This window comes from Bacillus sp. FSL K6-6038, assembly GCF_038050455.1.
GTDB lineage: Bacteria > Bacillota > Bacilli > Bacillales > Bacillaceae_G > Bacillus_A > Bacillus_A pseudomycoides.
In genome coordinates, this window is sequence record NZ_JBBOUH010000001.1 from 795,294 (window position 1) to 807,262 (window position 11,969).

General features: G+C 33.8%; 15 protein-coding genes and 1 pseudogene. 10 read left to right on the forward strand and 6 right to left on the reverse strand.

The annotated features are described in order from the left end of the window. Positions 1 to 72: 72 nt before the first annotated feature. The 4 genes from NSQ40_RS04110 (at position 73) to NSQ40_RS04125 (ending at position 1,995) form a co-directional block, all read left to right on the forward strand. Positions 73 to 477, forward strand: a complete 405-nt coding sequence (locus NSQ40_RS04110; RefSeq protein WP_003195449.1) for a DoxX family protein — start codon at positions 73 to 75, stop codon at positions 475 to 477. Between the two features lie 295 nt (positions 478 to 772). Continuing rightward, the gene (locus NSQ40_RS04115) at positions 773 to 1,021 is read left to right on the forward strand and encodes a hypothetical protein (protein WP_033797453.1); all 249 of its coding nucleotides are present in this window, start codon (positions 773 to 775) and stop codon (positions 1,019 to 1,021) included. After that, positions 1,021 to 1,425: a nuclear transport factor 2 family protein gene (locus tag NSQ40_RS04120; protein ID WP_098715637.1), complete on the forward strand. Its 405-nt coding sequence runs from the start codon at positions 1,021 to 1,023 to the stop codon at positions 1,423 to 1,425. Before NSQ40_RS04115 ends, NSQ40_RS04120 begins: the two co-directional genes overlap by 1 nt. Before the next feature lie 84 nt (positions 1,426 to 1,509). Further along, positions 1,510 to 1,995: a DUF6241 domain-containing protein gene (locus tag NSQ40_RS04125; RefSeq protein ID WP_098715638.1), complete on the forward strand. Its 486-nt coding sequence runs from the start codon at positions 1,510 to 1,512 to the stop codon at positions 1,993 to 1,995. Between the two features lie 51 nt (positions 1,996 to 2,046). On the opposite strand, the gene NSQ40_RS04130 is transcribed toward NSQ40_RS04125, so the two are convergent. Continuing rightward, complete coding sequence (locus NSQ40_RS04130; protein WP_098715639.1) at positions 2,047 to 2,958, reverse strand: DMT family transporter; 912 nt, start codon at positions 2,956 to 2,958, stop codon at positions 2,047 to 2,049. A 390-nt stretch (positions 2,959 to 3,348) separates the two neighbouring features. On the opposite strand from NSQ40_RS04130, the gene NSQ40_RS04135 reads away from it, so the two are divergent. From NSQ40_RS04135 to NSQ40_RS04145, 3 genes are all read left to right on the forward strand, one after another. After that, the gene (locus NSQ40_RS04135) at positions 3,349 to 3,843 is read left to right on the forward strand and encodes an Lrp/AsnC family transcriptional regulator (RefSeq protein ID WP_018766860.1); all 495 of its coding nucleotides are present in this window, start codon (positions 3,349 to 3,351) and stop codon (positions 3,841 to 3,843) included. A gap of 195 nt (positions 3,844 to 4,038) precedes the next feature. Next, positions 4,039 to 4,368, forward strand: coding sequence for a hypothetical protein (locus NSQ40_RS04140; RefSeq protein WP_098114663.1), 330 nt, complete (start codon positions 4,039 to 4,041; stop codon positions 4,366 to 4,368). Between the two features lie 309 nt (positions 4,369 to 4,677). Beyond that, the gene (locus tag NSQ40_RS04145; protein ID WP_018766858.1) at positions 4,678 to 5,133 is read left to right on the forward strand and encodes an N-acetyltransferase; all 456 of its coding nucleotides are present in this window, start codon (positions 4,678 to 4,680) and stop codon (positions 5,131 to 5,133) included. A 62-nt stretch (positions 5,134 to 5,195) separates the two neighbouring features. On the opposite strand, the gene NSQ40_RS04150 is transcribed toward NSQ40_RS04145, so the two are convergent. Next, entirely contained in the window at positions 5,196 to 5,909 is a 714-nt protein-coding gene (locus tag NSQ40_RS04150) for an SDR family oxidoreductase (protein ID WP_018766857.1), read from the reverse strand. Between the two features lie 192 nt (positions 5,910 to 6,101). Beyond that, on the reverse strand, positions 6,102 to 6,446 hold the full coding sequence (locus tag NSQ40_RS04155; protein WP_018766856.1) for a winged helix-turn-helix transcriptional regulator: 345 nt from the start codon (positions 6,444 to 6,446) through the stop codon (positions 6,102 to 6,104). A gap of 166 nt (positions 6,447 to 6,612) precedes the next feature. Here NSQ40_RS04155 and NSQ40_RS04160 point away from each other — a divergent pair, with 166 nt between their 5' ends. Both NSQ40_RS04160 and NSQ40_RS04165 read left to right on the forward strand, forming a co-directional pair. Continuing rightward, complete coding sequence (locus tag NSQ40_RS04160; protein ID WP_141521894.1) at positions 6,613 to 7,194, forward strand: ester cyclase; 582 nt, start codon at positions 6,613 to 6,615, stop codon at positions 7,192 to 7,194. Positions 7,195 to 7,268: 74 nt separating this feature from the next. Beyond that, a complete protein-coding gene (locus NSQ40_RS04165) occupies positions 7,269 to 7,823 on the forward strand; it encodes an NAD(P)H-dependent oxidoreductase (protein WP_018766854.1) in 555 nt (184 codons plus the stop codon). 289 nt (positions 7,824 to 8,112) lie between these two features. Here the strand turns inward: NSQ40_RS04165 and NSQ40_RS04170 are convergent, their stop codons facing one another. Further along, positions 8,113 to 9,864, reverse strand: coding sequence for an SgrR family transcriptional regulator (locus NSQ40_RS04170; protein WP_098114666.1), 1,752 nt, complete (start codon positions 9,862 to 9,864; stop codon positions 8,113 to 8,115). A gap of 107 nt (positions 9,865 to 9,971) precedes the next feature. Between NSQ40_RS04170 and NSQ40_RS04175 the strand changes: the two genes are divergently transcribed. Then, positions 9,972 to 11,231: an MDR family MFS transporter gene (locus NSQ40_RS04175; protein WP_098114668.1), complete on the forward strand. Its 1,260-nt coding sequence runs from the start codon at positions 9,972 to 9,974 to the stop codon at positions 11,229 to 11,231. A 60-nt stretch (positions 11,232 to 11,291) separates the two neighbouring features. Here NSQ40_RS04175 and NSQ40_RS04180 read toward each other — a convergent pair whose 3' ends face one another. Beyond that, positions 11,292 to 11,495 (reverse strand): hypothetical protein, encoded by a 204-nt coding sequence (locus tag NSQ40_RS04180; RefSeq protein WP_018782326.1) that lies wholly within the window; start codon positions 11,493 to 11,495, stop codon positions 11,292 to 11,294. Positions 11,496 to 11,805: 310 nt separating this feature from the next. After that, positions 11,806 to 11,889, reverse strand: a pseudogene (locus tag NSQ40_RS04185) (IS6 family transposase); the annotation flags it as partial. Positions 11,890 to 11,969 lie beyond the last annotated feature (80 nt).

An 11,969-nucleotide genomic window follows, 5' to 3' on the forward strand; every position in this document is an offset into this window, starting at 1 on the left:
AAAAAGAAACAATGTATTGTTTTGTCTTGTGAATAAAAGGTTTATATAACAAAACAAAAAGGAGAGTTTAGAATGAATCAATATATTGGTAACTTAATTATTCGTATTGTGTTAGGAGTTACGTTCTTTGCACATGGCTTAGCAAAGTTTCAATCAGGTATTGATAATGTAGCAGGTTGGTTTACAAGCATTGGCTTACCAGGTGGTCTCGCATATGGGGTTGCAACATTTGAATTAGTTGGTGGTCTATTATTAATCATTGGCTTAGGTGTTAGATATGTGGGATTATTATTTGCTCTTATCTTGGTTGGTGCAATTGTAAAGGTAAACGGAGCAGCTGGTTTATTAGGAGACGGAAAGAATCCTGGATATGAATTAGATCTTGCATTATTAGCAATGGGTGCGTATTTATTTGTTGTAAAAGCAGAAGGGTATGTAGATCGTTTCTTAAAAGAAAAAGTACTCAAAGCAAAATAAATTATTATATAAAGCACTGTTCTTTTCTGAAGAAGATTTATGAAAAGAACAGTGTTTTTGTATATATCTATTTTGCTGGGGAATTTTTTGGATATTAAAGTATTGACTTGGCACTTAGTTGTAACTATAATTGTTACAACGGAGCAATTAGCAATGAAGTGTGAGTTGTAAATAGATAGCATATTTTTTTGGTCTAGTTGTAACTATTGAAGTTGCAACTTAGGGTTATTATAACAAGTAAGGAAATATAAAATAATAAAAGTGTAAATGTATATAGAAAAACGGAGGAAACAACATGTCAAAATTACATTTAGAAGCCTTTACAGGATCTGAACAAGCCTTTCAAGTTACATCAACGATTATTTATGGAGAGAAAGATGCAATTGAACATACTCGTAAATATTTAATCGCATTTGATGAGGTTCTTGCGGAAAACCTTTCAAGTGAAGAAATTCAAACTGCAATGAAGAAACACTTTCCAAATGTAAAAGCACTAGAAATCGGACTTGTTTTAGCAGCAAATGCGTTTGGAGGGGAAAAATAATGGGACAAAAAACAAATTTAGAGATTATTCGAAGCACATATGAAGGACCATCTTCTTCAAATGCAAAATATTTAGTAGAAGCCCTTTCTGAAAAAGTAGAATGGACCGAGGCAGCTGGTTTTCCATATGGTGGAACATATATTGGTGTAGAAGCAGTAATGGAAAATGTATTTAGTCGTTTAGGATCGGAATGGAATGATTATAAGGCGAGTGTAAATATGTACCATGAAGTAGAAGGAAAAGATGTCATCATTGCTGAAGGAGTTTATTCGGGAATTTATAAAGAAACTGGCAAAGCATTTGAAGCAGAGTTCGTTCATGTATGGCAACTTGAGAATGGAAAAATCGTAAAGTTCAAGCAATATGTGGATAGTCACGTTGTTAGAGAAGCGATGAAAGCTTAAAAATGATAAACAAATGGAATCGGCTATTTGCAGGCTATTTCATTTGTTTTTGTAACAATTAGAGGAGATATCAAAATACATACTATGAAAAAATGGATAATAGGGACGATTACGACTATCGCAATTGTAATGGGTGTTATATTTGGCGCTTATAAATTTCTTGAGTATGCCGAAGTAGAGGATAAACGTTTAAAGGAGCAGAAAGTAATTGCTCAAAAGGAAAATAAGGTAGTGGAAGAAACGCCGCGAGTTAGTGAAGATGAAATCATATCTACTATGCATAAGATGGTACATCAAAAAGTAAAATCCTCTGAGAAATGGGGATTTATTGAAATGACACAAAAGGAAATTCGTAATGCAAAGAAAGCTGTAGAGAGTAGCAAAAATTTTAATTATAAATCAAAATTACTTTCCATTTTAGAACGCTGGGAAAGAGGGGAGTTTTCGCAAACAGTTGAGGAACATAACTTTTTTTGGGAAATTCAAGGCGGTGATACTGGAAAAGCAACAGAACGTTTATCGCCAGCAGAAGAACAGCAGTATTTAAAAGAAATGAGAAGTAAAAAGTGAAGAATGTAAAAACATCGCCATTATGTTAAAGATAATGGCGATGTTGATCTATTAAGAGTGCTGCCGTACTAAAGTTTGGCTAGGCTGATGAGCAACTGTTTTAAAATGAGAAAATAAATAACAGCCAGTAACAACGATAATCGTCCCAAAGATTTGGATCCAAGTTAGTTCTTCTCCTAAGAAAAGAAACGCTAAAACGGCAGTGAAAATTGGATTGAAATTTAGGAAGATACCTGATGTAGTTGCTCCTAATTTTTGAACACCAATATTCCAAAATACCATACAGACTACAGTTGAAATTAAGCCTGTATATAGTAGTGAAGTGATAAATGAAGCATTAATATTGGAAACAGTAAAGCTTGGTATATTAAATGGAAGCAATATGATAACGCCAAAAACTCCTGAATACAAAGTTGCCATCATTGGCGTAGTTGTTTTTGTTGCCCATTTACTACAAACAGAATAGATACCCCAAATACAAACCGCAGCCATCATCCACAAATCTCCGCTATTCAAATGTAATGAAAATAACAGTGCGATATTTCCTTTTGAAAGGACGAGAATTACACCAAAAAAAGAAAGAATCATAGAAAGAATTTGAAGTATATTGATTTTTTCCTTTAAGAATAAAGATGAAAAGAGTGCAATTGAAATCGCATTTAGTGTAGAAATAAGCCCTACATTTGTTGCTGAAGTCTGTTCTAACGCTAAGAATTGAAAAATGTTAAAGAGAACAACGCCAGTGACCCCCATAAGTAGTAAGGGAAGAATTGCAGCGCGTGGCGGAAGAAGTTTCTTTTCTTTAAACCAAACAATCGGTAAGAGACAAACAATCGCAATCAGCCATCTTAAACTTGTAAGCGTCATTGGAGAAGCATGACCCACAAGTGATTTTCCAACGACAAAATTTCCACCCCATAGTAAGCTTGTTAGCAATAATAAAAAGACATAAAAATAAGGCATAGTTTGGAACTCCTTTTATTAGTGTATAAATTGAAAAACTGATAAAAAACCTTTCTTTTTTGGGGGAAGAGAGGATCCGTCCATGGATAGAAGCGGTCAGGTCCTTTTTTAGCCCCATGCCGAGTAAAAACAAAAAGAGAAAATGAGTGTATGTCCTTTTTTGTTTTCATAGCAGTGACTTATGTGTTGAAAACACAAAATGGATTTATATCGTATGGATTGTAAATAATTTTAGCATTTTTCTTTGTTATCTAATATATTCTTTTGTATAATGGTGAAAATTCAATAAAATGTTTTGTTAAGGGTTATAATTAAGAAATGTTATTCAATTTCATTCAGTGTATTATATGTTTTTCCGAAGAATCGTCAGTAAAGAAAAGGAGGGTTTTTATGGAGTCATCAGTTATTAAAGTGTTAGATGATTTAGACGTACAAATTTTAGATATTTTACAAAAAGAGTCACAAGTAAGTAATGCAGAACTTGCGCGTCGTGTTAATTTGTCACCAGCTGCTATGCATGCACGAATAAAAAGGCTAGAAAGTGAAGGTTTCATTGATAAACAAGTCGCAATCTTAAATCAAGAAAAACTTGGATTTGATTTGTTATGTTTTATTTTTATGAGTACAAATATTCATCAATCTGAAAAGCTTGAAGTATTGGAAAGAGAACTAGAATCTATGCCTGAAGTGCTGGAGTGTCATTGTTTAACAGGGGAGTATGATTACTTATTAAAGGTCGCAAACAGAGATCGTAAAGAGTTGGAGCGTTTTATTAGAAAGTTAAATAAGCTTGGGATTACGCGAATACAAACGAGCTTAGCACTAAGGGAGATTAAATCTTCTACAGTATTACCAATACGGGATTTGGAAGCAAGTATTGAATAAAAACTATTTTTTTTTAGGTAGAAGGGAGGATCCGTCCGTGCATAGAAGCGATCAGGGCCTTTTTTAGCCCCATGCAAGTTAAAAATAAAGGGAGAAAAAGAGAGTAGGTCTTCTTTTGTTTTCATAGCCGTGATGTATATGCTATATTATTTCCAATAAATATGATGTTAAATAATGTAAATAGGGGGTGGGGAAATGTATTGGGAGACTCTTCCTAATTGGTTTTGGGCAATATATTATTTATTTTTATTAATAACATTAGGGACTGCAATATTTTGTGTTATACGAAAGAAAATGAAAAAGTTGTCCATTTTAGCCATTGTTTTTGCTATAACAGTTCCAATAATTAGTTTGATAAATAGCATTGGAAGAGCGGAAGGAATTAATGAATTTGAACATTTAATAAATCAATTACAACAAGGGGCTATTTGGTCTATATTCATGACCATAGGTTATTTGTTTTTATTCGTATGGTGGATTTTCTTTCTACTCAAAAGTAAAAATCAAGTTATCGTTTCAAAGTGACCTCTAGTTGAGGTCTTTTATTATGCATTTCTAACCGTATTATAATTAGATTTTTGACACGTTGAAATCATCATATATGTCTTTCTACATCTCAAACTTGGCTTTAACCCGCATTAGATCAATATTTTAGTAGTATGTTCAGAAAATAGCCCCAAATTGACTTGGCTATATAGAAGAAATCGGTATGTATTTTTATATGAAAAATTCAGAATAATAATTGACGTATTTATAAGATGAATGTATTATTATATAAATTTATGAATTAATATTCATATTAAAGTATGAATATTTCATGTAAGGAGATACATTATGCAAATTTCAAACGCAATTACAAGTGATGTGAAAGAAATATATAACTTAATAGAAATATATTCGAAAGAGGGAGTTGTTCTGCCGCGCTCACTTTTGTCCCTTTATCAGTATTTACAGTGTTTGTATGTTGTGAAAGAGGAAGGAGAAATTTTGGGAGTTGCTGGTTTACATGTTTTAGGTGAAGATCTTGCCGAAATACGATCATTAGTCGTATCGGATACATATGCAGGTAAAGGGTTAGGCCGTATGTTGGTGAATCATGTCATGAATGAGGCTACTAAAATAAAAGTGAAAAGAGTTATTTCTTTAACATATCAAACTACATTTTTTAAGAAGTGTGGATTTGATTTTGTTGATAAGGAATCGCTACCTGAAAAAGTATGGGTTGATTGTCGGCATTGTCCGAAATTTGATTGTTGTGATGAAGTTGCTATGATACGGTATGTTATTTGAGGTTTAGTATGAAATAGATAATTGAGATAAACAGAAGGAGGAGGGGATAGCCTCCTCGTTAATTAAATTAATGTATGTCCACCTTCAACATGAAGAGTAGTTCCAGTGACAAATTGATTTTGCATTAAATATAGTACACCATCAGCTACATCTTTTGCCTGTCCAACTCGTTTGACAGGGAGTTTATTTGCTATCTCCTTATAGAATTTGTCCCGCGCTTTCAGCGGCATTTTGCTACGTGACGGTGTATCAATAATGCCAGGAGAGACGATATTTACGCGAATAGGAGCGAGTTCTAATGCTAATGTTTCTCCAAGATTAGAGACTGCTGCATTTACTGCACCAAGCGTAGCTGAACCAGCCATTGTTTTATAGGCAACTACGCCTGAAAATAATGTGATTGATCCGTCTTTCGTAATCTTAGGTGCACCATATTTTGCAGCATAGAATTGTCCCCAAAATTTATTTTCGAACAACTGGCGCGTTTTGCTTACTTCTGTATCAAGGAAAGCTCCTCCGAATGTTTCAGCTGCTGTAATAACTAAATGATGGATTGTATTTATTTCTTCAAAGAATGACTGTACTTGTTGCTCGTTTGTTATATCAAGTGTATAAGTTGTTACATTTCCCGCTAATACCTTTTTTGCCCCTTTTAATTTGTCTTCGGATCGACTGGCGATAATAACATCTGCACCTTGCGCTAATACCAATCTTGCTGTTTCTAAACCAATACCTGAACTCCCGCCAATAATAGCTACTTTTTTTCCTTTTAGCATCTTTATGCCTCCTAATTATTTCGTTTTTACTTTGTTGCCATCATTGTAGTTTGAAGAATTCCATATTTGAAGTAGTGATATTTATTTCATATAGTTACATTTCGGAAAGTTTTTTATTATATAAGGGGAATCGGAGCGGAAAAAATTTAAAGTACTTTAACTAACAAAAAAGGACTCACGGGTCCTTTTTTGTTAGTTTTCTAGAGTTAGTCCAAAGCGCTTTAATTCGATAAAAATACCTTCTAATTGTTTCCCTTTATCCGTGAGGGTATATTCCACTCGAGGAGGAACTTCAGGATAAACCTTTCTTGTTACAATACCTTGACCTTCTAATTCCTTAAGGCGAAGTGAGAGTGTTTTTGGGCTGATACCATCCATTGATTTTAGTAGATCACTAAAGCGCAGTGTTCCTTCAATAAGAAGGTCCCGAATAATTAAAAATGTCCATTTTGTTCCAATTACGTCGAGTGTTTTTGCAATAGGACAAGGTATACCAGGTGAACCTTTCGTTAATACAATCGGATCTATATTGCTCATGGAAATAGCCTCCATAAAATTTTTTTGAATTGATTTTCTTTATAGTATCACAAAACTATCCTTTTAGTAACTATATGAAAAAAATATCACTACTTCCAAAAGGGAAATTACTGCATATAAAATAGTGTTAGGAACCACAAATGATTTCTAAACTAAGGAGGTGACTATGATGAAAATAAAAAATCAAACAAAAAAGTTATGGTGGTCATTTAGTTTTCTCGTGCTTTGCATTGGCGTAATCGGTACCGTGCTTACTGCGTGCAGCAATACAAAAATGTCTGCTTCTAAAAGTGAAATTCAATTGTTGAAAGGCAAGCCAGAGCCTAAAACAATGACAATCGATCCTTCATTAAATCAAAAAGAAGCTACAGCAATGATTCATGCAGCCCAACGTTTTTATGCATTTTGGGATACTGGCAATGAGGAGCTTATTCCACAAACCGTTACAGAGAAATTCTTTGATAATACGTTGCCAAAAGGGCGCCCACAAGGTCCCAAAGGCTTAGCATTTGCTGCAAAAAACTTTCGTAAAGTCGTTCCGGATATACATTGCGAGATTGAGGATTTATTAGTGGTTGGTGATAAGGTCACAGCTCGTCTATCCTTTACAGGAACACATGATGGAAAGCCTATTAGCTTTTTTGCAATCGACATTTTGCGTATTAAGGATGGGAAAATCACTGAAGACTGGCATTTAGAAGACAATCTTACTCTTATGCAACAACTTGGAGTAGTAGCTGAGAACTAAATGATAGCGGTACGAAAAAGTGTGGATTTAGATAGATGCAATTCAATCAATAAAAAATAAAGGGGAAGAAAATGATGAAAAATATATTAATCATAAATGGTCATCAAAAATATAGTGCCGACGGAGGGAAATTAAATCAAACATTGGTTGATCGCATGGTCAGTCTACTAAGTGAAAAGAGTCATGTGAAAACAACGATTATTCAAGACGGATACAATATTAAAGAAGAACAACAAAAGTTTTTATGGGCGGATGTTATTATCTATCAAACACCGATTTATTGGTTTAGTGTACCAGGATTATTTAAAACGTATATGGATGAAGTATATGAGTACGGCCTCTTTTTTAAAGGAGGAGATCAATATGGAGCAGGAGGGTTATTAACAGAGAAAAAATATATGTTTTCCACTACATGGAATGCACCTAAAACAGCGTTTGAAGATTCCTCACAATTTTTTGAAGGTGAGAGTTTAGAAGAAGCAATTGGTCATTTACACCGAGTACAGAAATTTATTGGTATGAGTCCTTTAAAGAGTTTTGCGTGCTATGATGTAGTCAAAAATCCTAATATTGATATGTTTTTAGCAGAACTTGAAATGCATGTAAAAGAAGTGGTGAATCTTTCCTAAATTTTAAAAATAAATAGCTAGTAAAACCTCAATCTGAAGATTGAGGTTTTACGGTTATGCAAGTTATCCATATTATATAAATGCGGATTGAAAGACCGACGTAAAACCATTTCTTTTAGGCGGGAGAGAGGATCCGATCATGCGTAGGGGCAGTCAGTGCCTTTTTTAGCCCTATGCCACGTGAAAACAGAAGGAGAAAATGAGTGAAGAACTTCTTTTGTTTTCATAACCGCGATTTATATACCGGAATTTTAAAATGAGTATATATAAATAGTTAAGTGATTTGATTTCAATACTCTTTAGCTGATTCCATATGGTGAATCCATAACTTTGAAAAATCCGTCCAGCCAAAAGAATCAATGGTTACGTTCTTTAAAGAAGAGGGATATGTTTGCTTTTTTAAAACATGATAATTAAATAGGATAATGTATTCCGTTCCAAGGAATTCTTCAATTTCGAATATAAGTTTATGACGATGTTCCTTATTTTCTTCGGCTAAGAATGTATTTAGTAAACAATCAATCTGTTTTTGATAGTGAGGATGCATAAAACGGTTGATAAAACAGCTTTTACTTTTAAATACATTGAGAAAAGCTATTTCTATATCCGAATTAAAAACCTCCCCCATTAAAATAATATCGGCGTTTTGATCAATAGAACGATTCGAGTAGTCTGAGACTGGAAAAGGGTGTAATTCCATTTGTATGCCTAAGTTTTGGCAATGCTCTTTTAGCCAAATTGCATCATGAGCACTATCTTTAAAAGAGAAAAAGTAAATATGTATAGTTTCACCTTGATATGTACTTTTTTTCAGGTATTCCTTTGCTTTGCATAAAGAATAAGATTGTTTCGTTGCTGCTCGGCTTCGACTTGGAAAGAAGCTTGATGCCGGGATAGTCCGCATACCTTTTAAATCACGAATAATCGATTCAACGTCATATATTTCTCTCCAAGCTTTTCGAAAATAAATATCATGATGTGGACCAGGCCTTGTAAAGTTAAATGCGGCATATATACACCCGGTTTCTTCTATTTGTACTTCGTGTTCTTTTGTATGTTCAGTATTTGGTAGTTCATAGTGTGTATGTATTTGTGCATGTTCCGGAATCCGCCAAAACTCAATACGATCAAGCAACGCCCGTTCTTTAAAATAATCCGTAAACGCTTCTAATATAACTTGATCTTCATCATAACAATGTAATTTAAAAGCTCCCGTCCCGATATAATGGTGATTTTGTATTGTTACATCATGAGGTAAAATGGCTAATTGCATCGAACTTACATAACGTAGGAAAAACAAGTTCGGCTTTCGAAGGTGAAAGCTTATTTGTAGTGGTGATGGTGTTTCAATCTGCACAATCTCTTCAGTTAACCAGGCATAAGGAGAGTGTACACGTTGTAATCTTTCAAATGAAAATTGAACATCTTTAGAAGATAAGATTCTTCCATGATGAAAATGGATGCCTTTTCGTAAATAAAAAGTCCAGGTAAGTTGATTGTCACTAACCTCCCATGTATGTGCGAGGTGTGTTTCAATTTCTTCTGTGACGTAGTTGTAAGTAACTAATGTATCAAAAATTTGACTAATGAGATGACTCTCTGTTGTTACAGCTGCAAATGCTGGATCAAGTGGCAATATTTTTCTTGAGCAAGGTATCTTTAACACGTCATACATATCGTTTAAAGGTTGGTATCCAAAATGCTGTTGTAATTTTTCTTCTAAGCCTTTTCGAAGGGAAGTCGGAAATGGTTGTTTTAAAAGAAGAAATAACTCTTTTAATTTATCTTGTTGTAAGAGGGATTCAGCATAGGGCATAACTACTTCTGAAATGGTATGGAGAAAGAGAATTTCACTTTTATTTCCTCGTCCTCGTCCTGGTGTCCACGTAATTAATTTTTCTTCAGTCATTTTTCTCAGTAAAATTTTCACGTTTTTTGTACTGCAATATAAAATATCGGCTAATTCTTGCAAGCTATTTTGCATGTATTGTTTTTCTGGATCATGCAATCGTAGTTGAGTATAGTAATCCATCACTTTCATGTTTAAACGACTCCTTCTTTCTAAAAGGGGAAATTCTTTAGAATATTCTAACCTTTTTCTTCCTTTTTTTCAAAATAAAATGAATACACATAAGGAGGAGGGGGAAAATGGGATTTTGGAGCATGCATCGCAATATAAAAATTAGAATTATAACATCATTTTTAACACGCACTGTATCAACAATGATTTTCCCGTTTATGGCTATCTATTTTTCTATAAAACTGGGTAGTGTTCTCGCAGGCGTTCTACTATTAGTAAATGTCATGGCGGCATTAATAATTGGTCTTTATGGAGGGTATATTGGAGATCGATTAGGACGAAAAAAGGTTATGATTATAGGGCAAGTGATACAAGTTGTTTCGATTGCTTGTATGGGAATTGCGAATTCAGATTATGTAGATTCACCTTGGCTCACTTTCATTTTTATGTTAACGAATAGTCTTGGTTCAGGACTCATGAATCCCGCAACAGAGGCGATGCTAATTGATGTGAGTACACCGGAGAATAGAAAAGTAATGTACAGTATTAATTATTGGGCAATCAATTTATCGATTGCTATTGGGGCTATATTCGGAGGGTTATTATTCGAACATTATCGTTTGCAACTCTTTATATTATTGACTGCAGTAGCATTGCTAACGTTGTATTTAATTTCAGTATATATGGAAGAAGTATATGTAACTCAGAAAACGATGAAAAAGAAGCATGTGTTAAAAGAAATGGTTGAAAGTTATAAAGTTGTTATGACAGACCGGGCATTTTTGATATTTTGTTTAGCAAGTATATGTACGTTATCGTTAGAATTTCAGCTTAATAATTATTTAGGTGTACGCTTGCAAGAGGAATTTGAAACAATTCAATTTGCATTTGGAAATGATATTCGTTTTGATTTAACAGGTATTCGGATGCTAAGTTGGATTTCTGCGGAGAATACGATTTTGATTGTTTTATTTTCAGCACTTGTTATTAAAATGATGAAACGTTTTAATGACCTGAAAATCCTATATGTTGGCTTATTTATCTATACAATTGGATTTACAATAATTGGATCAAGTAATAGCTTATGGATCTTATTAATAGCAGGGCTTTTCCAAACAATCGGGGAGATGATGTATGTGCCAGTTCGGCAATCCATTATGGCCGATATGGTTCCAGATGATGCTCGAAGTTCTTATATGGCAATCAATGGTATGGTCTTTCAGGTGGCAAAAATGAATGGAGCACTAGGGATTATGCTAGGTTCTTTTATAGCATCATGGGGAATGAGCATTGTATATTTTTTAGTTGGTATAAGTAGTATTTTGTTATTTATGAAAGCAATTAATAGGACAGAATACTGTGAAGAAAACATACCTCATATAGGATAAGAACATATACAAAAAGCGAATCGTTTTTATAATGATTCGCTTTTTATATACCATTTTTTTCTAAAAAACGTCTACTTCAGCTAATGTATTGCTAGTGCTTGGGTTCATTAAAAGGTTCTTCAGTTCACCTACTTCAGAGAGTGTGACAATGATGTAACCGCTAATTAATACAATGAGTCCAATGACCCTTAATGTTTGCAAACTAATATTTCTTTGGTTTTCCTCAGAGTTACTTGGGGGCGTTAAAGTTTGAGTGTTGTTCATCGTAGGGCTCCCATCTTTTTATTTATATATGTGCTAAACAATTGTATGACTTATGGATGATAAATAAAAAGAATCAAAATCATAGTCATTTTCACTATATGAGAAATGCCTAAAAAAGTGATTAAAAATAGGGGTTGTTCAGTTCATACTTATACGCCTCTCTAAAAATCCTATCAGGTTGATAATGTTTCCATTTGAACAATTTTTCCTTTTTCATACCGATCACACACCTTTTTTAGAGTAATAGTATCAGTATGTCCAAGATTTAGAGGTTACTTGCATGTATCTTGAAGTTTTTGCAACGGAACCAGTTGTACTGTAGGTACCATCTTACTGTTTGCAAAATAATATCATGATGATAATGCTTCCACTTGAATAAATTTTGCTTTTCCATACTGATCACGCACCTTTTTTAGAGTAATAGTATCAGTATGTCCAAGATTTAGAGATTACTTGCAATTATTGTTGCTTTGA